Origin of the sequence: Streptomyces antibioticus (assembly GCF_002019855.1) — a bacterium.
Lineage (GTDB): Bacteria > Actinomycetota > Actinomycetes > Streptomycetales > Streptomycetaceae > Streptomyces > Streptomyces antibioticus_B.
In genome coordinates, this window is sequence record NZ_CM007717.1 from 6,134,619 (window position 1) to 6,156,706 (window position 22,088).

General features: G+C 71.5%; 16 protein-coding genes. 8 read left to right on the top strand and 8 right to left on the bottom strand.

Annotation, left to right across the window (positions count from 1 at the left end; translation table 11 throughout):
• Positions 1 to 215: 215 nt before the first annotated feature.
• The gene (locus AFM16_RS27965) at positions 216 to 1,469 is read right to left on the bottom strand and encodes a GTP pyrophosphokinase (protein ID WP_078634973.1); all 1,254 of its coding nucleotides are present in this window, start codon (positions 1,467 to 1,469) and stop codon (positions 216 to 218) included.
• Between the two features lie 332 nt (positions 1,470 to 1,801).
• Here AFM16_RS27965 and rlmN point away from each other — a divergent pair, with 332 nt between their 5' ends.
• The 4 genes from rlmN (at position 1,802) to AFM16_RS27985 (ending at position 6,879) form a co-directional block, all read left to right on the top strand.
• Entirely contained in the window at positions 1,802 to 2,908 is a 1,107-nt protein-coding gene (gene rlmN, locus AFM16_RS27970; protein WP_030796916.1) for a dual-specificity RNA methyltransferase RlmN, read from the top strand.
• Between the two features lie 214 nt (positions 2,909 to 3,122).
• Positions 3,123 to 4,202 carry a thiamine ABC transporter substrate-binding protein gene (locus tag AFM16_RS27975; RefSeq protein ID WP_078634974.1) on the top strand — a complete coding sequence of 360 codons (1,080 nt, stop codon included), beginning with the start codon at positions 3,123 to 3,125 and terminating at the stop codon, positions 4,200 to 4,202.
• Positions 4,178 to 5,842, top strand: a complete 1,665-nt coding sequence (locus tag AFM16_RS27980) for an ABC transporter permease (RefSeq protein WP_078634975.1) — start codon at positions 4,178 to 4,180, stop codon at positions 5,840 to 5,842. The genes AFM16_RS27975 and AFM16_RS27980 overlap by 25 nt, the downstream gene beginning before the upstream one ends.
• A complete protein-coding gene (locus AFM16_RS27985; RefSeq protein ID WP_078634976.1) occupies positions 5,842 to 6,879 on the top strand; it encodes an ABC transporter ATP-binding protein in 1,038 nt (345 codons plus the stop codon). The genes AFM16_RS27980 and AFM16_RS27985 overlap by 1 nt, the downstream gene beginning before the upstream one ends.
• A 56-nt stretch (positions 6,880 to 6,935) precedes the next feature.
• Here the strand turns inward: AFM16_RS27985 and AFM16_RS27990 are convergent, their stop codons facing one another.
• The 6 genes from AFM16_RS27990 to AFM16_RS28015 all read right to left on the bottom strand — a co-directional run bounded on the left by AFM16_RS27990 (position 6,936) and on the right by AFM16_RS28015 (position 12,538).
• Positions 6,936 to 7,661: an LAETG motif-containing sortase-dependent surface protein gene (locus AFM16_RS27990; RefSeq protein ID WP_078634977.1), complete on the bottom strand. Its 726-nt coding sequence runs from the start codon at positions 7,659 to 7,661 to the stop codon at positions 6,936 to 6,938.
• Positions 7,662 to 7,867: 206 nt separating this feature from the next.
• On the bottom strand, positions 7,868 to 8,287 hold the full coding sequence (locus AFM16_RS27995) for a VOC family protein (RefSeq protein WP_078634978.1): 420 nt from the start codon (positions 8,285 to 8,287) through the stop codon (positions 7,868 to 7,870).
• A gap of 99 nt (positions 8,288 to 8,386) precedes the next feature.
• Positions 8,387 to 9,715, bottom strand: coding sequence for a hypothetical protein (locus tag AFM16_RS28000; RefSeq protein ID WP_078634979.1), 1,329 nt, complete (start codon positions 9,713 to 9,715; stop codon positions 8,387 to 8,389).
• Complete coding sequence (locus AFM16_RS28005; RefSeq protein ID WP_078634980.1) at positions 9,697 to 10,440, bottom strand: ABC transporter ATP-binding protein; 744 nt, start codon at positions 10,438 to 10,440, stop codon at positions 9,697 to 9,699. The genes AFM16_RS28000 and AFM16_RS28005 overlap by 19 nt, the downstream gene beginning before the upstream one ends.
• Positions 10,441 to 10,644: 204 nt before the next feature.
• Positions 10,645 to 12,009, bottom strand: a complete 1,365-nt coding sequence (locus AFM16_RS28010) for an aspartate aminotransferase family protein (protein ID WP_030796933.1) — start codon at positions 12,007 to 12,009, stop codon at positions 10,645 to 10,647.
• Between the two features lie 19 nt (positions 12,010 to 12,028).
• Positions 12,029 to 12,538, bottom strand: a complete 510-nt coding sequence (locus AFM16_RS28015; RefSeq protein ID WP_030796935.1) for an Lrp/AsnC family transcriptional regulator — start codon at positions 12,536 to 12,538, stop codon at positions 12,029 to 12,031.
• Positions 12,539 to 12,733: 195 nt separating this feature from the next.
• On the opposite strand from AFM16_RS28015, the gene AFM16_RS28020 reads away from it, so the two are divergent.
• The 4 genes from AFM16_RS28020 to AFM16_RS28035 all read left to right on the top strand — a co-directional run bounded on the left by AFM16_RS28020 (position 12,734) and on the right by AFM16_RS28035 (position 20,970).
• Positions 12,734 to 14,173, top strand: coding sequence for a gamma-aminobutyraldehyde dehydrogenase (locus tag AFM16_RS28020; RefSeq protein WP_030796942.1), 1,440 nt, complete (start codon positions 12,734 to 12,736; stop codon positions 14,171 to 14,173).
• Between the two features lie 868 nt (positions 14,174 to 15,041).
• Entirely contained in the window at positions 15,042 to 16,235 is a 1,194-nt protein-coding gene (locus AFM16_RS28025) for an ABC transporter substrate-binding protein (protein WP_030796944.1), read from the top strand.
• 71 nt (positions 16,236 to 16,306) lie between these two features.
• A complete protein-coding gene (locus AFM16_RS28030; RefSeq protein WP_078634981.1) occupies positions 16,307 to 18,028 on the top strand; it encodes an RNA ligase family protein in 1,722 nt (573 codons plus the stop codon).
• A complete protein-coding gene (locus AFM16_RS28035) occupies positions 18,028 to 20,970 on the top strand; it encodes a poly(A) polymerase (protein WP_078634982.1) in 2,943 nt (980 codons plus the stop codon). The genes AFM16_RS28030 and AFM16_RS28035 overlap by 1 nt, the downstream gene beginning before the upstream one ends.
• Before the next feature lie 28 nt (positions 20,971 to 20,998).
• Here AFM16_RS28035 and AFM16_RS28040 read toward each other — a convergent pair whose 3' ends face one another.
• The gene (locus AFM16_RS28040) at positions 20,999 to 21,958 is read right to left on the bottom strand and encodes a 5'-nucleotidase (protein WP_078634983.1); all 960 of its coding nucleotides are present in this window, start codon (positions 21,956 to 21,958) and stop codon (positions 20,999 to 21,001) included.
• Positions 21,959 to 22,088 lie beyond the last annotated feature (130 nt).

A 22,088-nucleotide genomic window follows, 5' to 3' on the forward strand; every position in this document is an offset into this window, starting at 1 on the left:
TGGCTGGGGCGGCCGGCTCCACGGCTTTAGGCAGCCACTTTGGGGCGAGCCTCTAAGATCATGGCCCCAACGTCGTGCTTTAACGGGCAGGTCCACAGACTGCCCGACTCGCCGGAAGCTTACGGGGCCATGATCACTCGCCCCAAAGCAGCTCCAGCCCAAAGCCGCTCCACCGACCTAATTTCCCAGCGGCGGCGGTAGAGCTGCAATTTCCATCATCGAGAGGAGAGCAAGTGGCGCACTCTTTTCGTGATTTCTTGGATTCGATCAGTAGCTTCGGCTAGGTAGCTGGAGGCTGGCACATCCCTCCCGTGAACCACATTGTTACGAACCCTGCGCAGCAGATCGATTTCGTGGCGAGTCTCCGTGTCCAGCATCGGTAGACGGTCGAGGAGCCTGAAGATCGGTGGTGCGATCCGCTCGCCATCTTCCTGTGGTGCTAGGTTGCGCAAAGACTCTTCTAGCTCTACCCAGCTTGTAAGGAAATGACCGATCTGTTGATGCATTCGTGCGCTTTGAGAAAGGGGATCAAGTGAAGCGGTATCTGCGTCAACTTGAACCATGTTGAAGTGCTCGTATCGCGAAGGGTCTTCGGCGAGAAGGGCATCGATGACCTGCTCTGCGAGAGGGCGCATCTCGACGTTGTCGTGCAGTGATGCTAGATACGGAGCCAGATCGGCAGGTGACTCTTTTTCCAGTTTCCTCAAGAAATTGAACAGCAGGTCAACTCGTCCTAGGCCCGAGTCTCCAACCGGCTCGTTCAAAATCTTCCCCGCCTGGCTCAATAGATATGCAGCCAACTCGTAGTGGTTGAGGAATCGTCCGCTCCTGGCGACTCGATTCTCACTCGCTTCTTGCAGCATTTTGAGCGACATCTCGCCAGCGATCACCAGTCCATTGAGTTGGTCTAGGATCGCTTTTTCTGCGTCGGACAATTCGCCCGACAGTGGCTTATAGTCGAGATCGTGCTCAACCTCTGACCATGCGTGCATAAGTACTGAAGCGACCTGCACTTCGACACGCGCCTTCGCGTATCGCTTATCCAAATCGACTAGCTCGCGTTCCTTTAGTCTAACTCGATAGTGGGTCGCCGAATATCCGGAAAACTCTTTTCCAGGTGGCCTCTCGTTCGATTCGGGAAAATCTTTTTTCTCCGTCACATCGAGCAGGCGATTGACGGCCTTTTCTACCTGGTCTTGTTCACCTGGAAAATAGAGCGCGATGCGGACGCCCGCCAAATCGACGATATCGTCGTAGACGTCTTCTACAGTGGTGTAGTTCTTTCTAGGTGCTCGTTGGCGGCACTTTTCTTCTAGGCGTTTGATGTCCTTCGCGCGGTGAGTGACGATACAGCGGACACCTGACTCCTTGAGGTCCCTTCCCAGGGCTTGAGCAACTAATTCTGCTGCCCGGTTGTAGAAGTCGTACTCCTTTGCGTAGCGTGCAAGGAAGTGATCAACGATTTCCATGGCTCCCCCACAGGTACAGCTTCAGCTTTTCGGTTCTGCTCCTACGCGTACACGTAGGATGCCGTAAGGAGGGGCTGGCGCGGAGGGTGAACGCCCTACAAGGTGCCCTTGTAGGGCTGACCTACGCCAGCTTGAAGCGGAGGTCACGGTCAAGTTCCCTCTGAGCGGAGAGTCGCGTGCCGCAGATTGTGCCCGCGACCGCTGAGCCAGCCCCTGGGCCGTCCCTGGGCCGTCCGAGGTCGACCAACGCTGACAGACGGCACCCACGGGTGACCACCCCCACCCCGCTCTGGCCTGGGCTCCCCGAGTCGATCTGCGACACTGGTACAGCCATGCCTAAGCCCGGAGAACTCACGTTCGTCGCTCCCCGCGGAGCCAAGAAGCCGCCGCGGCATCTTGCTGATCTCTCGCCCGCGGAGCGTAAGGAAGCCGTTGCGGAGATCGGTGAGAAGCCGTTTCGCGCCAAGCAGCTCTCGCAGCACTACTTCGCGCGGTACGCGCACGACCCCGCGGAGTGGACCGACATTCCCGCGGGGGCGCGGGAGCGGTTGCGGGAGGCGTTGCTGCCCGACCTGATGACCGTCGTGCGGCATCTGTCGACCGACGCGGGGGCCACCCGCAAGACGCTGTGGCGGCTGTTCGACGGGACGCTCGTCGAGTCGGTGCTGATGCGGTACCCGGACCGGGTGACCATGTGCATCAGCTCGCAGGCGGGGTGCGGGATGAACTGCCCGTTCTGCGCGACGGGGCAGGCGGGGCTGGACCGGAATCTGTCCACCGCCGAGATCGTCCACCAGATCGTGGACGGGATGCGGGCGCTCCGGGACGGCGAGGTGCCCGGCGGGCCCGCGCGGCTGTCCAACATCGTCTTCATGGGGATGGGCGAGCCGCTCGCCAACTACAAGCGGGTCGTGGGGGCCATCAGGGCGCTCACCGACCCGGCGCCGGACGGGCTCGGGCTGTCGCAGCGCGGGATCACCGTGTCGACGGTCGGTCTGGTGCCCGCCATCCACCGCTTCTCCGACGAGGGCTTCAAGTGCCGGCTGGCGATCTCCCTGCACGCCCCGGACGACGAGCTGCGCGACACCCTCGTCCCCGTGAACACGCGCTGGAAGGTGCGTGAGGTGCTCGACGCCGGGTTCGACTACGTCGAGAAGTCGGGCCGCCGGCTCTCCATCGAGTACGCCCTCATCCGGGACATCAACGACCAGGCATGGCGGGGCGACCGGCTCGGCCGGCTGCTGCGCGGCAAGCCCGTGCACGTCAACCTGATCCCGCTGAACCCGACGCCCGGCTCCAAGTGGACCGCCTCGCGGCCCGAGGACGAGAAGGCGTTCGTCGAGGCCATCGCCGCGCACGGGGTGCCGGTGACCGTCCGGGACACCCGGGGCCAGGAGATCGACGGCGCCTGTGGTCAGCTCGCGGCCACGGAGAGGTAATCTGGCCACGTACCATCACATCTTCATATTCCGACAGGGGAGCGCCACAGCGCTGAGAGTGCGGCAAGCGGGCCGCAGACCCTCTGAACCTCGCCCAGGTCATTCTGGGTAGGAAGTTCGGTCACTACTCAAGCTGTTGCGCCCTGCCCAGGAGCCCTCACGGACTCTCGGGCAGGGCCGCGTCTCTTCCTGGTCAACTCCAGGAGGAAATCCAGTGCATTTCAAGACGTTCGCGGCCGCGGCCGTGGGACTCGGTCTCGTCACGCTGACCGCCTGCGGTTCGTCCGCGGGGGACGACGGCGGCTCCGAGGGGTCCAAGACCGTCACGCTCGTCAGCCACTCCTCGTGGGCCGTGTCCAAGGACGTGCTCGCCGCCTTCGAGAAGGAGTCCGGGTACAAGGTCCGCGTCCTGGAGGACGGCGACGCGGGGCAGGCCGTCAACAAGGCCGTGCTCACCAAGGACAACCCGCAGGGCGACGTGTTCTTCGGCGTCGACAACACCCTGCTCTCCCGCGCCCTCGACAACGGCCTCTTCCAGCCCTACGAGGCCAAGGGGCTCGACCAGGTCGACACCCGCTTCCAGCTCGACGCCGGCAAGCACCGGGTCACGCCCGTCGACTACGGCGACATCTGCGTCAACTACGACAAGCAGTACTTCGCCGACCACAAGCTGGCCCCGCCCACCTCCTACGACGACCTGATCAAGCCCGCCTACAAGAACCTCCTCGTCACCGAGAACGCCTCCACCTCCTCGCCCGGCCTCGGCTTCCTGCTGGGCACCGCCGCCGCGTACGGCGACGACGGCTGGGAGGGCTATTGGAAGAAGCTCAAGGCCAACGGCGTGAAGGTCGTCGACGGCTGGGACCAGGCGTACAACGACGAGTTCTCCGGCTCGGCCGGCGGCAAGAAGGCCAAGGCGGACCGCCCGCTCGTCGTGTCGTACGCCTCCTCGCCGCCCGCCGAGGTGATCTACGGCGACCCGAAGCCGGCCACCGCGCCGACCGGGGTGGCGACCGGCACCTGCTTCCGGCAGGTGGAGTTCGCGGGCCTGCTGAGCAACGCCCGCAACGCCGAGGGCGGCAAGGCGCTGATCGACTTCCTGATCGGCAAGAGGTTCCAGGAGGACATGCCGCTCAACATGTTCGTCTACCCGGTCCTCAAGGGCGCCGCCGTGCCCGCCGAGTTCACCCAGTACGGTCCCGCCGCCGAGAACCCCGCGACGATGGACCCGGCGAAGATCGCCGCAGACCGTGACCAGTGGGTCAAGTCGTGGACCTCGCTCGTACTGAAGTAGCCGCCCGGCGGCGCGGGAACGCGGCGCGGCTGGGGCTGATGGCCCTGCCCGTCGCGTTCTTCGGGCTGTTCTTCGCCTACCCCGTCGCCGCGATCCTCGCGCGCGGCCTCAGGGTCGACGGGGTGTGGCGGCTCGGCCGGCTGGGCGAGGTCCTGGCGCAGTCCGACATCCGCCACGTCCTGTGGTTCACCACCTGGCAGGCGCTCGCCTCCACCGTCCTCACCCTGCTGATCGCGCTGCCCGGCGCCTACGTCTTCGCCCGCCTGGACTTCCCCGGGAAACAGGTGCTGCGGGCGGTCGTCACCGTGCCGTTCGTGCTGCCGACGGTCGTCGTCGGTACGGCGTTCCTCGCGCTCGTCGGCCGCGGCGGACTCCTCGACGAGCTGTGGGGCGTACGCCTCGACACCACCGTCTGGGCGATCCTGCTGGCGCACGTCTTCTTCAACTACGCCGTCGTCGTACGGACCGTGGGCGGGCTGTGGGCCCAGCTCGACCCCCGGCAGGAGGAGGCCGCGCGGCTGCTCGGCGCCTCCCGGCTGCGTGCCTGGCGCACGGTCACCCTGCCCGCGCTCGGGCCCGCCGTCGCCGCCGCCGCGCTCATGGTGTTCCTGTTCACCTTCACCTCCTTCGGTGTGGTGCAGATCCTGGGCGGGCCGACCTTCTCCACCCTGGAGGTGGAGATCTACCGGCAGACCTCCGAGATCTTCGACCTGTCCACGGCGGCCGTGCTCACCGTCGTCCAGTTCGCCGCCGTCGGCGCGATCCTCGCCGTGCACGCCTGGACCGTACGGCGGCGGGAGACCGCGCTCCGCCTGGTGGACGCCTCGGGCACGGCCCGGCGGCCGCGCGGGGCCGGACAGTGGGCGCTGCTGGCCGGGGTGCTCGCGAGCATCGCCTTGCTGCTCGTGCTGCCGCTCGCCGTCCTGGTGCAACGGTCCTTCGACGCGCCGGACTTCGCCTACTACCGGGCCCTGACGAGCACCGAGGGCAATGTCTTCCTGGTGCCGCCGATCGAGGCGGTCGGCAACTCGCTGGAGTACGCCCTCGCCGCGACCGCCATCGCGGTGGTGATCGGCGGACTGGCCGCCGCCGCGCTCACCCGGCGGGACGCCGGACGGCTGGTGCGGGGCTTCGACGCGCTGCTGATGCTGCCGCTCGGCGTCTCCGCCGTGACCGTCGGCTTCGGCTTCCTGATCGCCCTGGACGAGCCCCCGCTGAACCTGCGCGCCACCTGGATCCTCGTGCCCCTCGCGCAGGCCCTGGTCGGTGTCCCCTTCGTCGTACGGACCATGCTGCCCGTGCTGCGGGCCGTGGACGGACGGCTGCGGGAGGCGGCCGCGGTGCTGGGGGCGTCGCCGTGGCGGGTGTGGCGGGAGGTGGACCTGCCGATGGTGCGGCGGGCGCTGCTGGTGGCCGCCGGGTTCGCGTTCGCGGTGTCGCTCGGGGAGTTCGGCGCAACCGTGTTCATCGCGCGCCCCGACAACCCGACCCTGCCGGTCGCCGTGGCCAAGCTGCTCGGCCGCGCCGGGGAACTGAACTACGGCCAGGCGATGGCCCTTTCGACGATTCTGATGCTGGTGTGCGCGGTGGCCCTGCTGGTCCTGGAGCGGCTGCGGACCGACCGGACGGGGGAGTTCTGATGCTGCTGAGCCTCCAGGGCGCGACCGTGCGCTTCGGCGGGCGGGCCGTGCTCGACGCCGTCGGCCTCGACGTCGCCGAGCACGAGACCGTGTGTGTGCTCGGGCCCAGCGGCAGCGGCAAGTCCACGCTGCTGCGCGCGGTCGCCGGACTCCAGCCCCTCGACTCCGGGCGGGTGCTGCTCGACGGCCGCGACCAGTCCGGAGTGCCCGCGCACAAGCGGGAGTTGGGCCTGATGTTCCAGGACCACCAGCTCTTCCCGCAGCGGGACGTCGGCGCCAACGTGGCCTTCGGGCCGCGTATGCACGGTGTCCCGAAGGGGCAACGGCAGGCTGTGGTGGGGGAGTTGCTGGAGCTGGTCGGGCTGCCCGGTGCCGCCCGGCGGGCCGTGGCCTCGCTCTCCGGCGGCGAACAGCAACGCGTCGCGCTCGCCCGCGCCCTGGCGCCCCGACCCCGGCTGCTCATGCTCGACGAGCCGCTCGGCCAGCTCGACCGCTCGCTGCGGGAGCGGCTGGTCGTCGAACTGCGCGAGCTGTTCGGCCGGTTGGGGACCACCGTGCTCGCGGTCACGCACGACCAGGGCGAGGCGTTCGCGCTCGCCGACCGCGTTGTGGTGATGCGGGACGGGCGGATCGCCCAGTCCGGTACGCCGCTTGAGGTGTGGCAGCGGCCGGCGGACGAGTTCGTGGCCCGGTTCCTCGGCTTCGACAACGTCGTGACGGCGACCGTCGCCGACGAGGTCGCGGTCACCCCGTGGGGCAAGGTCGCGGTGCCCGCCGGCTCCCCGCAGGGCCCGCGCACCCTGCTGGTGCGCCCCGCCGGGGTCCTGCTGACCGACGCCGAGGACGGCCTGCGCTGCACGGTCCTCGCCCGCACCTTCAAGGGCACCCATGTCACCGTACGGCTCCGGCCGGAGGGCGCGCCGGCCCTGGAGGCGGCGTGCGCGCTGCGGGAGGCGCCGGAGGTCGGGGACACGGTCGGGGTGACCTTCGACCGGGCGGAGACCGTCGTCCTCGCCGACGGGGCGTACGCCCCCTGAGCGGAAAGAACGGCCCGCCCCCCGTCGAGGGGAGCGGGCCGTTTCGTGTGCGGGGATCAGCGGTCGCCGGAGCCCCGGCGGCGCAGGCCGAAGAACACCGCGCCGCCGCCGAGGACGACGAGGAGTGCCGCGATGCCGACGATCAGGCCGGTGTTGGAACTGGCGCCGGTCTCGGCCAGGTTGGACTGCTGAGCGGCCGGCTGGACGTCGTTGCCCGCCGGGGCGGGCGTGGCCTCGCCACCGGCCGACGGCTCGGACGGCGCCGGGGACTCGGTGTCCGCCGACTCCGAGGGGGAGGCGGAGGGAGTCGCCGAGGGGGTGCCGGACGGGGTGCTCGACGGGGTCGACGGCGTCGTCGTGTCGTCGGCCTTGCACGCCTTCGCGGGGGTCTTCAGGAACGGGTCGATGTCGGCGCTGACCAGCTTCTTGGACTTCGTGCCGGCCTCGATGTGGACCCGGTAGACGGCGTTCGGCTCCCAGTCCTCCGCGAAGGATATGGTCGCGCCCTTCGCGGTGCCCTTGACGGTCTGGGCGGTGCCGACCTGGCGGACGTCGGCGTTGTTGTTCTCCAGGAAGACGGTGACCTCGGCGGTGACGCCCGACGGGTCCTTGTCCGTGACGGTGATGACGCCCTTGTCGCCGTCACAGGCGGCGGTGGCGGAGAAGTCGCCGATCGTGCACGCGAACGCGGAGCTGGCGGTGCCGAATGCGAGGGCGGCGGACGCGGCGGCGACGCCGAGGGCGCGAACGGAGCGCGCGGCGGTACGGCGGGAAAGGGACACGTTTGTCCTTACGGGGAGCGCAACTGCGGGGGGTGGAGGGGGAGATGGCGCCCCCGGTGAAGCCGAGTGCGTCACCATCCCCAGCAGGCTCACAGGTCTATAAGCGTTCCATAAGAAGTGTCAATCCATGGACCCCTGTGAACTCCCCGGCTTTGCCCGCTCATTAACCGCCGGGACGTTTCAACGCCCTCCCCCTCGGCCCCCGATCAGCCCTCGACCGCCGTCGGGTCCATCCAGATGATCTCCCAGGTGTGCCCGTCGAGGTCGTCGAAGGCGCGGCCGTACATGAAGCCCATGTCCTGGGTCTCGCCGCTCGGGGTGGCGCCCAGGGCGAGGGCGCGGTCGACCAGTTCGTCGACCTTGTCGCGGCTCTCGGCGCTCAGCGCGATGAGGGCCTCGCTGGTCTTCGTGGCGTCCGCGATCTCCTTCTTGGTGAAGGTGGCGTAGAACGGCTTGGTGAGCAGCATCGCGACGATGGTGTCGCTGATCACCACGGATGTCGCGTTCTCGTCGCTGAACTGCGGGTTGATCGTGTAGCCCAGTTCCGTGAAGAACTTCTTGGAGGCGTCGAGGTCGTTCACGGGCAGGTTGACGAAGATCATCTGCTGGTAGGCCGGGGCGGTCATCGGGTCTCTCCCATCGAGCGGTGTGCGTCGTGTGCGTGCTGTTCGCAGGGGTAGACCGGGGGCGCCGGCGGAACTCATCGGCGGGCGCCGGGATTTCTCTCAGCGGGCCAGTGGGAGCGCCGCGAGTTCGGCCACGACCAGGGTGAGCGGGACGAACAGCGCGAGGAGCGCGCCGGTGCGCAGGGCGGCGGCGCTGCGCAGGGTCTTGGTGGGGGCGCCGAGGCGCAGCAGGGCGGCGGTGGTCTCGGCGCGGGCCTGGCGGGCCTCCACGGCGGCGGTGACGAGCGTGGCGACGGTGCTGCCGGCGACGACCAGCGCGCCGAGCGTGGTGAGCGGGCCGAAGGCCGGGTCGGAGGGGTCGTAGAGGACGGCCATCGTGTACGCGCCGGAGGCGACCGCGCAGACCACGCCCAGGGGGCGGCCGATGCGGGCGGACTCCTCCATCAGGCCGCGGCCCGCGAGCAGGCGCAGGGCGCCGGGGCGGACCGCCTGGAGGAGGCGGCCGCACAGATGGGTGAGGCCGGGTCCGGCGAGGGCGAGGCCGACCGCGGTGAGGGTCCAGCCGAGGAGGACCGCGGCGGGGCCGGTGGGCAGGCCGGTGGGGAGGGGGACGTCGGCGCCGGTGGCGGTGCGGCTGGCGTACCCCTCGACGGCGAGCCCGGCGGCGAGGAGGGCGGCGCCCCAGGGCAGGGCCGTGGGGTCGGGACGCTCGATCCGGGACTCGGGGGTGGCGGCCGGCTCGGCGGCCGGGACCGCTTCGGATGCGGAGGGTGCGTCGGTTGCGTCGGTTGCGGCCCGTACCTGGTCGTCGCCGGTCCGCGGTCCGGGCGTCGCCCGCCCTGTCCCGGTGCCCCCGGGCCGTAGCGCCCCGGCCGTGCCGAACAGCTTCGGGGCCGCCGCGCGGGCGGCGAGGCGGGTGTCCCGGGGCCGGAGCATCAGGGCCACGGACACCGAGGAGGCGAGCGGGACCAGGGCGAGCAGGGTGAGGGTGGCCGGCAGCGGGAGGGAGGCGTCGGCGGCCAGGAAGTCGGCGGCGGCGCCGTCGAAGGGCATGCCGGTGAGGTCGCCGCGCAGATGCAGGAAGAGCAGCAGGGCCAGCATGGAGCCGAGCAGCGTGGACAGGGCCGTCGTGGTCGCCGAGACGGCCATCAGCCGGACCGGGCCCAGGCCGATCGCCGCCAGTCCCGGGCGGGGCCGGGTGCCGGGGTCGGTGCGGGCCACGGCCAGCGCGAAGTAGACCGTCGCGGCCAGCGGGATCACGCACCAGGCGAGGCGGAGCACGGACGTCGCCGACGCCTCGGGGTGGGTCAGCGCGTGGCCGAGGGTGCACAGCAGCAGGAAGCCGGTGCCCGCCGAGGCCGCCGCGACCAGCAGACGGCGCAGTTGGACGGCGGGGTGGGCGCTGCGGCTCAGACGGAGAGCGAGCATGGGGCGCCCCGGCCTTCCGGCTCCGTGACCGGCGGGAGGTGGACGGTGGTGACGCGGCGCCCGTCCATGAGGGAGACCGTGCGGTCGGCGAGGGCCGCGGTCTCCGGGTCGTGGGTGGCCAGGACGACGGTGATGCCGTGCGAGCGGGCGGCGGTGGTGAGGGTGCGCAGGACGTGGTTGCGGTCGGCGCGGTAGAGGGGGGCCGTCGGCTCGTCGGCGAAGAGGACGGAAGGGGCGGGGGCCAGCGCCCGGGTGATGCAGACCCGCTGGCGTTCGGCCTGGGTGAGTTCGTCGGGGCGGTGCCGGGCCCGGTCGCCGATGTCGAGGCGCTCCAGCCACTCCATGGCGGCCGCCTTGGCGCGGCGGCGGCTGGTGCCGCGCAGCATCAGGGGGAGGGCGGCGTTCTCCCAGACGTTCAGCTCGGGGACCAGGACGGGTGCCGGGTCGATCCAGCCGAAGCGGTCGCGGCGCAGCCGTTCGCGGGCCATCGGGCCCATGGTGTGCACGGGGACGCTGTTGAACCACACCTCGCCGCGCTGGGGGGACACCATCCCGGACAGACAGTGCAGCAGGGTCGTCTTGCCGCTGCCGCGCGGGCCGCTGACGGCGAGGATCTCGCCCTCGCGCACGCCCAGCGAGACGCCGACGAGGGCGGGTGAGCCGTCCCGGTGGGTGAAGTGCAGGGAGCGTGCCCAGAGCACGTCGTTGTCCGGCGGGGCCTCCATGGGCGTACACCTCGGTTCAGATCTGTGGTTCCCGTGCGATCCCCCGTCCGGGGGAACGAAGACGGGGCCGATCGGTCACGAGCACGCTAGGCAGGCACGAGGGGCGGTCCGGACAGCACACGGCCCCGGTCGTCCGTTTCTCACTCGAACGGACGCCACCGGGGCCGGTGTTGATCATCCAGAAGGAAGATCAGTGCGCGTTGCTCACAGCTTGGTCCAGGCCTCCGAGAGGGTCGCGCGCAGGATCTGCTCGATCTCGTCGAAGGTCCCCTGGTCGGAGATCAGCGGCGGGGCGAGCTGGATGACCGGGTCGCCGCGGTCGTCGGCACGGCAGTACAGGCCGTTCTCGAAGAGCGCCTTGGAGAGGAAGCCGTAGAGCACGCGCTCGGTCTCCTCGTCGTTGAACGACTCCTTGGTGGCCTTGTCCTTCACCAGCTCGATGCCGTAGAAGAAGCCGTTGCCGCGGACGTCGCCGACGATCGGCAGGTCGTGCAGCTTCTGGAGGGTCTGGAGGAAGGCGCCCTCGTTGTCGAGCACGTGCTGGTTGAGGCCCTCGCGCTCGAACAGGTCGAGGTTGGCGAGGCCCACCGCGGCCGACACCGGGTGGCCGCCGAAGGTGTAGCCGTGCAGGAAGGTGTTGTCGCCCTTGTAGAACGGCTCGGCCAGCCTGTCGGAGACGATGCACGCGCCGATCGGGGAGTAGCCCGAGGTCATGCCCTTGGCGCAGGTGATCATGTCCGGGACGTAGCCGAACTTGTCGCAGGCGAAGGTGGTGCCGAGGCGGCCGAAGGCGCAGATGACCTCGTCCGAGACGAGCAGCACGTCGTACTGGTCGCAGATCTCGCGGACCCGCTGGAAGTAGCCGGGCGGGGGCGGGAAGCAGCCGCCCGCGTTCTGCACCGGCTCCAGGAAGACGGCGGCGACGGTCTCCGGGCCCTCGAACAGGATCTGCTGCTCGATCTGGTCGGCGGCCCAGCGGCCGAACGCCTCGGGGTCGTCGCCGTAGATCGGGGCGCGGTAGATGTTGGTGTTCGGCACCTTGTGCGCGCCCGGGACGAGCGGCTCGAAGGGGGCCTTGAGGGCCGGCAGGCCGGTGATGGACAGGGCGCCCTGCGGGGTGCCGTGGTAGGCGACCGCGCGGGAGATGACCTTGTACTTGGTCGGCTTGCCCTGGAGCTTGAAGTACTGCTTGGCGAGCTTCCAGGCGGTCTCGACCGCCTCGCCGCCGCCGGTGGTGAAGAAGACCTTGTTGAGGTCGCCGGGCGCGTGGTGCGCGAGCCGCTCGGCGAGTTCCACGGCCTTGGGGTGGGCGTAGGACCACACCGGGAAGAACGCCAGCTCCTGGGCCTGCTTGAAGGCGGTCTCCGCCAGCTCCGTGCGGCCGTGACCGGCCTGCACCACGAACAGGCCCGCGAGACCGTCGAGGTACCGCTTGCCCTTGTCGTCGTAGATGTAGGTGCCCTCGCCCCGGACGATGGTCGGGACGGGGGAGTTCTCGTACGAGGACATGCGGGTGAAGTGCATCCACAGGTGGTCGTACGCGGTGCGGCTGAGGTCCTTGGTGCTCACGGTTATCGGGTCCTCACGGTTATCGGGTTCCCCACATGTAGGTCTGCTTCTTCAGCTTCAGGTAGACGAAGCTCTCGGTGGAGCGCACGCCGGGCAGGGCCCGTATGCGCTTGTTGATGACGTCCAGCAGGTGGTCGTCGTCCTCGCAGACGATCTCGGCGAGGATGTCGAACGAGCCCGCGGTCATCACCACGTACTCGACCTCCGCCATGTCGGTGAGCGCCTCGGCTATGGACTCCACGTCGCCCTCGACGTTGATCCCGACCATCGCCTGCCGCCGGAAGCCCACGGTGAGCGGGTCGGTGACGGCGACGATCTGCATCACGCCCTGGTCGAGCAGCTTCTGGACGCGCTGGCGCACGGCCGCCTCGGACAGGCCGACGGCCTTGCCGATCGCGGCGTAGGGCCGGCGGCCGTCCTCCTGGAGCTGTTCGATGATGGCGAGGCTGACGGCATCCGGGGAGCCGTTCCTGGACTCGCGGGAGTCCCGCTGCTCTGCGCTTCGACTGGCCACGACCTCACTGTGCACGACGTCTCGACAGTTCCGCAAGGCCGTTGCGATGAAATTCGTTGTTTACGTGACCGAAGCCTGCGGATTTCGCAGTCTTGGCGGGATCGGGGGTGTTGAAAACGTGGGGCGGCGGATTAGGGTGGATGTCTCAGCCCTTGGACACCCGCCACGGGGACCAGCCATGGGACAACCTGCGAACTTGGAGGAGCGGCAGTGAGCACCGAGCTGCGTCGTCTGCGCAACTACATCGACGGTGAGTTCCGGGACGCCGCCGACGGACGGACCACCGAGGTGGTCAACCCCGCGACCGGCGAGGCGTACGCGACCGCGCCGCTGTCCGGACAGGCGGACGTCGACGCCGCGATGGCCGCTGCCGCCGCGGCCTTCCCGGCCTGGCGGGACACCACGCCCGCCGAGCGCCAGAAGGCCCTGCTCAAGATCGCGGACGCGTTCGAGGAGCGGGCCGAGGACCTCATCGCGGCCGAGGTGGAGAACACGGGCAAGCCGATCGGGCTGACCCGCTCCGAGGAGATCCCGCCGATGGTCGACCAGATCCGCTTCTTCGCGGGCGCGGCCCGGATGCTGGAGGGGCGCTCGGCCGGCGAGTACATGGACGGCATGACCTCGATCGTGCGCCGTGAGCCGGTCGGCGTCTGCGCGCAGGTCGCGCCCTGGAACTACCCGATGATGATGGCCGTGTGGAAGTTCGCCCCGGCGCTCGCCGCGGGCAACACGGTCGTCCTCAAGCCCTCGGACACCACCCCGGCCTCCACTGTCCTGATCGCCGAGATCATCGGCTCGATCCTCCCCAAGGGCGTCTTCAACGTCGTCACCGGCGACCGCGACACCGGCCGGCTGATGGTCGAGCACCCGACCCCCGCGATGGCCTCCATCACCGGCTCCGTGCGCGCGGGCATGTCCGTCGCCGAGTCGGCCTCCAAGGACCTCAAGCGCGTCCACCTGGAGCTGGGCGGCAAGGCACCGGTCGTCGTCTTCGAGGACACCGACATCGCCAAGGCCGTCGAGGACATCTCCGTGGCGGGCTACTTCAACGCCGGCCAGGACTGTACGGCCGCCACCCGCGTCCTGGTCCAGGAGTCCATCCACGACGAGTTCGTGGCGGCGCTGGCCAAGGCCGCCGCCGAGACCAAGACCGGGCAGCCCGACGACGAGGACGTCCTCTACGGGCCGCTCAACAACCCCAACCAGCTCCAGCAGGTCTCCGGCTTCATCGAGCGGCTGCCCGCCCACGCCAAGGTCGAGGCCGGCGGCCAGCGGGTCGGCGACAAGGGCTACTTCTACGCCGCGACCGTCGTCTCCGGGCTCAAGCAGGACGACGAGATCATCCAGAACGAGGTCTTCGGACCGGTCATCACCGTCCAGTCCTTCACGGACGAGGACCAGGCCGTGGAGTGGGCCAACGGCGTCGACTACGCCCTCGCCTCCTCGGTGTGGACCAAGGACCACGGCCGCGCGATGCGCATGTCCAAGAAGCTCGACTTCGGCTGCGTGTGGATCAACACCCACATCCCGCTGGTCGCCGAGATGCCGCACGGCGGCTTCAAGAAGTCCGGCTACGGCAAGGACCTCTCGGGCTACGGCTTCGAGGACTACACGCGCATCAAGCACGTGATGACGTCCCTGGACGCGTAGCGCTCCGCGGGTCCACCCGCACAGTCCGGCCCCGGACGGGTTCACCCTCCCGTCCGGGGCCGGTGTGCGTGTTGGGGCGGGACGGGGGACGGGTGCCGCCCGGCGGGACGGGACTGGCTGGGCCGGGTCGTGGGGGTGCCGCCGGCAGGGAGGAGCGGGCCGCCTGGCTGGGACGGGAGGACGGGTGCCTGGCTGGGACGGGAGGACGGGTGTCGGGCCGGGGACGGGGGCCAAGTGCCGGGCTGGGGTAGGAAGCCGGGTGCGAGGACTGGAAGGCGGGTGCCGGGCCGGGAGCGTGCATGGCCGGAACGTGGACGTGCGTGCCGCCGGGCCGGGAGTGGAGGACGGGCGCCGGGCCGGGGGGTGCCGCCGGGATGGGAGGAGGGGGCCGCCTGGCCGGGACGGGAGGACGGGTGTCGGGCCGGGGCGTGGCCGGGGACGGGGGACCACGTGCTGGGCTGGGGATGGGGGGCACGTGCCGGGCGGGAGTGGGAAGACGGGTGCGAGGACAGGAAGGCGAGCGCCGGGTCGGGAACCGCATGCCTGGCCGGGACGTGGACTTGCGTGCCCGCCGGGCCGGGAGGGACTGGAGGACGGGTGCCGGGCGGGGACAGGGAGCCGCAGTGCCGGGCCGCGACGGGACCGCCGGGTCGGGACCGGAGCCGGGCCGTCGGGACGGGATGGGTCGGGACGGAAGCCGCCGGGTCGGGCAGGGACGGGAGTCGCCGGGTCGGGCTGGGACGGGAGTCGCCGGGTCGGGACGGGAGCTGGGGTGGCGGGTCGGTGATCGACAGGGTGTCGGGTTCCTGTCGGTGGGATCGACGCTGCGTCGATTGTTCCGGGGCGGGCCTCGCGGCATGCTGGCCGCGTGCCCCAGACTCCCTCGCTCCAGCGCGCCGTGTCCCGCCGCTCCCTGCTGCGTGCCCTCGGCGGCACCGCCGCTCTCGGCGCCCTCGCCGGCTGCGGGGTGCAGGCCGCGTACGTTCAGCCCGGCGACCGGGCCGGGGTCGACCTCTCCGCCACCGACAAGCGGCTGAACTGGGCCAACTGGCCGCTCTACATCGACACGGACGACGACGACTCGACGAAACGCCCCACGCTCGACGCCTTCGAGCGCTCCACCGGCATCAGCGTCGACTACGTCGAGGAGATCAACGACAACGACGAGTTCTTCGGCAAGATCAGCCCCGCGCTGATGAACCACCAGCAGACCGGCCGCGACCTCATCGTCATCAGCGACTGGATGTGCGCGCGGTTCGTCCGGCTCGGCTGGGTCCAGGAGATGGACCGGTCCGCCCAGCCCAACGTCGCCGCCCACCTGGACCCGCTGCTGCGCTCGCCCGCCTTCGACCCGGGCCGCGTCCACACCGTGCCCTGGCAGTCCGGCATCACCGGCATCGCCTACAACCGCCGCAAGCTGGGCCGCGACATCCACAGCGTCTCCGAACTGTGGGCCGGAGACCTCAAGGGCCGCGTCACCCTGCTGTCCGGCCTCGACGAGGCGTTCGCGCTGCTCATGCAGGGCAACGGCGTCGACATCACCCGCTGGACCGCCGACGACTTCCACACCGTGTGCGACCAGGTGGAGAAGAACGTCAAGCGGGGCCAGATCCGCCGCTTCACCGGCAACGACTACACCAAGGACCTGGTCAGCGGGGACGTCCTGGCCTGTCAGGCGTACTCCGGTGACGTCATCCAGCTCCAGGCCGACAACCCCGACATCCGCTTCGTCGTCCCCGAGGAGGGCGCGGAGCTGTGGTCGGACTCTCTGATGATCCCCGACCTCGCCCGGCACAAGACCAACGCCGAACGGCTCGTCGACCACTACTACGACCCCGAGGTCGCCGCCGAACTCGCGGCCTGGGTCAACTACGTCTGCCCGGTGCCCGCCGCCCAGGCCGTCCTCGCCGACTCCGACGACGAGGACACCGCCGCCCTCGCCGAGAACCCGCTGATCTTCCCCGACGCGACGATGCGCGAGCGCCTCGCGATCGCCCGGGACATCGAGTCGAAGGAACGCGTCGAGTTCACCAAGCGGTGGAACTCGATCGTGGGGCTCTGAGACCGGCGGCCCGCGTCTGACGGGCGGAAATCCGCTGGAGGGTCCCTTTCGCGCCGTCCTATAGTCCCCGCATGCGTGTCCCCTACCCCCGAACCCCTCATCTGCCCTGGTCACCGGGCGCCTCCGCCGACGATGTGCGGGTCGGTGGGCTGGGCGGGTTCGTGGGGCGGGAGGTCGTGGTCACCGAGAAGCTCGACGGGGAGAACACCACGCTGTACGCGGACGGGCTGCACGCGCGGTCCGTGGACTCCGCGCACCATCCGTCCCGTGCCTGGCTCAAGGCCCTGCACGGGCGGGTCGCGGACCGGATACCGGCGGGGTGGCGGGTCTGCGGGGAGAACCTGTACGCCCGGCACTCGATCCCCTACGACACCCTGGACGGCTATTTCTACGGCTTCTCCGTGTGGGACGAGCACGGCCGCTGTCTGGACTGGGACGCGACCGTACGGTTCCTGCGGGGACTCGGGGTGCCGCCGGTCCCGGTGCTGTGGCGCGGGGTGTTCGACGAACGGGCCCTGCGCAGACTGCGGGTGGAGACCGGACGGCAGGAGGGGTACGTCGTACGGACCGCCGACGGCTTCGCCCGGGAGGACTTCGCCGGGCGGCTCGCCAAGTGGGTGCGCCCTGGGCATGTGACGACGGGGACGCACTGGATGCACACCGCCGTCGTGCCCAACGGCCTCGGCCCGGCCGCCGCGCTGTGGGCCGTACGGTCCGGGGCGGCGCCGGATCCGGCGGGGCTCGCCGACCACCTGGGCGTGCCCGACCACGACCCGGCCGCGGCCGCAGCCGTCGTACCCCGGCTCGACGCGCTCGGGCGGCACGGGGACGCGCGGCTCGCCGGTGTGCTCGCCGCGCTGCTGCACCGCACGCCCCGGGCCCGGCTCGCGGCCCGGACCGTCGGCACCCTGGGCGTGCCGCTCGCGCGGCGGGTCGCCGACCTGGTGGGGCTGCACACCGCGCTGCACCGGCCGTACCCGGACGCGGAGCGGCGCGCCGGGCTGGTCCGGATGTCGTTCGCCGCCGACCTGGGCGTCCTGCACGCCGTCGCCGGAGCGGTCGCGCAGGAGAAGGACGCGCGGGAGCAGGTGGAGTGGTCCGCGCTGCACGCGGAGGAGTCCGGACTGCTCGGCGCGGCGCCGCTCGGGCCGCTGCGGACCGGGCTGCGCGAGGCGCTGGAGCGCGACGGGATCCGGGGCGCGGCGGCCGACCGCTGCTGGGCCGAGACCCGCGAGGCGTACGCCCGGGGGCGGGTCGCCACGGTCGGGGAGGCCGTCGCGGCGACCTGGCGGTGGCGCGACGGGGACTTCCCCCGGCTGGTGCACCTGGTGGGGCCGTCCGGCAGCGGCAAGAGCGCCTTCGCGGCCCGCCTGGACAGCACGGTCGTGTCCCTGGACGGGCTGCGCGCGGCGCGCGGCTCACGGGCGGACCAGAAGGCCAACGGGGAGGTGCTCCGGGAGGGCCTGGACCGGCTGGACACGGCCCTCGCGGGCGGCGGCACGGTCGTCTGGGACGCCACCTCGCTCAACCCGCACCAGCGGTCCCTGGTGCACAGCGTCGCCCGCCGCCGCGACGCGCTCATCACGCACGCCGTGCTGCTCACGGACGAGGACGAACTCGTACGGCGCAACGCCGGCCGCGCCCATCCCGTGCCGCCCGACGTGCTCACGGACCAGCTCCGCCGGTTCGTGCCGCCGTACCCCGGCCAGGCGCACCGCACCTGGTACGCGGGCGCGGACGGCGCCGTCGCCGACCGCGACGGCACACTGGAAGCGGACGGGGAGGACGTCTGATGCGCACCAGCGAGGAGATCTACCACCGGGTGCGCTGGGACGCGCGCTTCGACCCCGCGCGGTTCGTGCTCGGCGTCAACCAGCGCGGTGCCGCGCCCAAGCGGGTGCCGCTGCCGGCGTTCGTGCCGGGCGGCGAGATCCCCTGGCACCGGGTGCTGTTCGTGGAGGCGGACGGCGAGCTGGTGTGGGACCGCGCCACGGGGGTGGACCGGATCGACGAGTCCCGCGCCGGCCGGGTGCGCGACCCGCGGCGGCTGACGGCGCCCTTCTTCACCGCGCGCGTGCCGCACGCCTGGGACGCGGCCGCCGGACGCTGGACCCCGGCGGAGCCCGCCACCCGGGAGCCGGGCCCGGCCGGGGTGCGCGTGCTGACCTGGAACACGCTGTGGGACCGCTACGACAGCCACCGCATCGACACCGCCCTGCGCCGCCCGCTGCTGCTGGCGGCCCTGGAGCGCGCCGACGCGGACCTGATCGCCCTCCAGGAGGTCGAGGCACCGCTGCTCGCCCTGCTGCTGGCGGCCCCCTGGGTACGGGCCCGCTACACCCTCGGCACCGACCCCTACGGCAAGGACGTCGACGGCCACGGGCTGCTCCTGCTCAGCAGGCTCCCCGTACGGGAGGCGGCCCTGCACGCCCTCGGCCCGCACAAGGGCGTGACCGCCGTCGTCGTCGACACCGCGTCCGGGCCGCTGACCGTGGCCGCCACCCATCTGACGAGCGACCACTCCGAGGCCGGGCCCGCCCGGCGCGAGGCCGAACTGAACCGGCTCGCCGAGGGGTTGGCCGGGGTGCCGGGCGCTCTGGTGCTGGCCGGTGACTTCAACGACGGCGGCCCCGGCCCGGCCCGCACGCTCGGCCTGCTCGACGCCTGGACCGAGACGCACGGCCCGCACGACGACGCGCCCACCTTCGACCCCGGCGTCAACCCGCTGGCCGCCGTCTCCTCGCTGAGCGGCCGCGCCTCCCGCCTCGACCGGATCTTCGTACGGCCCGCCGACGCCGACGCCCAGGCCGACGCCCGGGCCGGTGCCGACGGGCTCCGGGCGACCGGCGCGGCGCTGCTCGGCGACACCCCCACCCCGGAAGGGCTGTTCGTCTCCGACCACTACGGGGTTGTCGCCGACCTCGGCATCGGCGCGAGCACCGGCACCGGCACCGGCACAGCGACCGATGTCCTCGACGTGGCGCAGACGCCCCGTACGGCCCTGGCGTGGATCCCGCCGCGCGCGTTGTGGCCGGCGGTCCAGGACGTGCGCCGGGACCACGACGTGCAGATCCGGCGCTGGCCGCCGCATGTCAACGTGCTGTTCGGCTTCGTCCCCGAGGCCGACTTCGAGCGGGCGGCACCGTTGCTCGCCGAGGCCGCCGCGCAGGTCGAGCCGTTCACCGCCCGGCTGGAGGGGCTGCACACCTTCGCCCACCGGCACGGCACCACCGTCTGGCTGGACCCGGCGGCGGACGACGGGACGCCGTGGGCCGAGCTGTGGCGGGCGCTCGCGCGGCGCTTCCCGCGCTGCCGCGGCCGGCATTCCGCGTTCACCCCGCATCTGAGCCTCGGCCGCAGCGGCGACCCGCAGGCCGTCCTCGTCGACTGCGCGGCCCGTCTCGGCCCCCTGACGGCCCGGGTCGGCGATCTGGTCCTGCTGTCCCGGCGGGGCGACGAGCCGATGCGCCCGCGCGCCACGGTCGCCCTCGGCACCGGCGAGGTGCGCTGGCTGCCCGAGCCCGCCGTCGGCCGCCCCGACCGGGACTGGGAGGACTGGGCCGCGCCCGCCGCCGGCCGGCGGGTCCTGGCCGCCACGGACGACGCGGCCGCCGACCGGGTCGTACGGGCTCTCGCCGACGCGCTCGCGCCCGACGGCGGCGTGGTGTGGCTCGCCGGGTCGCGGCGCATGGGGTGCGCCACGGCGGGAGCCGACCTGGACCTGGTCGCGGCGCTGCCCGGGACACCGGACCTCGCCGCCGTGAGGGAGCGGGTGCGGGCCGCGCTGCCGGGTGCCGAGCGGGTGCGGGAGGTCGTCGGCGCCCGGGTGCCGGGGCTGCGGTTCCGTGCCGAGGGGCTCGACGTGGACCTGGTGGTCGTGGCCACCGGGGCGCTGCCCGCCCGGGACGCGGTGGCCCGGCGGGCCGGACTGGGCGAGGCGGCGGCGGTCGCGCTGAGCGCGGTGTCCGACGCGGACGCGATCCTGGCGGCGACCGGTACGGAGGCGGTGTCCCGGTTCGCGGAACTGGCGCGGGGTGTGAAGGCGTGGGCGGCGGCGCGCGGACTGGACGGCGCGCCGTTCGGCGGGCTGCCCGGTGTCGCGTGGGCGGTCCTCGCGGCCCGTACGGTCCGGGAGGCGCCCGCCGGTACCGACGCGGGTGAGCTGCTGCGGCGGTTCTTCGGCACCTGGGCGGCGTGGGACTGGCGCGAGCCCGTCGCCCTCACCGGGGACGCCGACGCCACCGGCGCGCCGCTGACCGTGCTGACACCGAGCTCGCCCGTCCGGTCCTGCACCGAACAGGTCGGCCCGGGCGGCCGGGACCTGCTGAGCCAGGAGCTGTACCGGGCCTGGGAGACCGTCGAGGACGCGGCCGTCACCGGCACCGATCCGTGGCCCGCGCTGCTGTCCCCGCCGCCCCTGCACCGACGGCACGCCGCCTGGGCCGTGGTGACCGTGACGCCCCGCCGCCGGGAGGACTCCGACGAGCTGAACGGACGGGTCCGCGGCCGGATGCGCGCATTGCTCGGCGCGCTGGAGGAGGCGGGCGCACGGGACGCGCACGCCTGGCCGAGGACGCTGCCCGCGGCCCCGGAGGGCACCCGCTGTCTCATCGGGCTCGGCCGCACACCTCCCGGCGCGGAGCGGCTCGCGGAGATCGCCGCCCGCTGGGGCACCGGGCTGCCCGGGGTCGAGGTGACGTACGCGGAGGGTGGAGCGGTCTCCACCCTGCCCTGAACACCCTGCCCTGATCACCTTCCCCTGATCACCCGCGTCCGGCGTCGGCCCCGGGCACCCGCTCGTTGACCACCCCGAACGGGATGTGGACGCTCGGGGTGGTCGGCGCCGTGCCCTCCAGGTGACTGACCTGGTCGTCGAAGAAGATGTGCGGCCGCAGCACCTCCATGATCGTGCCCTTGTCGATGCCGCCCAGGAAGAACGCGTCGTTGACGGTGACGCCCCAGTTGTCCAGGCTCAGCACGGCACGCTCGTGCGAGGGCGCGTTGCGGGCCGTGACGATGGAGACGTGCACGCGGATCGCGTACTCCGGGTCCGTCCTGCGCCGCGCCTCCTCCGCCCGCTGGAGCTTGTTGATGTCGCGCAGGAAGTCCCGCAGCGGGCCCGCGTCATGAGGGGTCGCCACGTTCACGGTCTCGTGCGTGCGGAAGCCCTCCAGGCCGCCCTCCTGGAACACCCGCTCCGACTCGTCGCCCGCCAGGACGCCGTCGAAGTCGAAGGCGATCCGCAGATCGTGGTCGTCGGGGTCGTCGTCCACGGCGGACCCCAGGACCCGGCCCGCGGGCAGCCCCCGGGCCACCGCCTCCCGTACGTCGTCGGCGTCGGCGGAGAGGAAGAGGGACATGTGCAGCGCCGGCATGAACCGGAACGGGGCCCGGCCCTGCATGAAGACGGCACGGGTGATCGGCAGGCCGTGGGCGTTGATCGAGCGCATCACCCGCAGGCCCGTGTCGGGGTCGTTGCGCGACAAGATGATCACCTCGACCAGCGGATCGCCGTCCGGGCTCAGGTCGTTGAGGGACAGCAGCCGGCGGATGAAGGGGAACGCGACCCCGGGCCGCAGCGTGCTGTCGAGGTGGGCCCGCTGGTAGGCGCGGTAGCTCTCCTCGCCCTCCTTCCGGAACACCGCGTCCGACTCCTTGAGGTCGAACAGGGCGCTGGAGGCGATCCCGACGACGAGCCGGTTCTCCAGGCTGTACCGCGACATGAGGGCTCCCCGAGACGTCCTCGCACGCCGGCGACGCGCGCTCGCGCCGACTGTAGCCGCCCGCACACTTTGCCAGTTCTTTACAACGGGGTCCGGGGCTGTCTCGTCTCTCCGTCCGATCCGCACCACG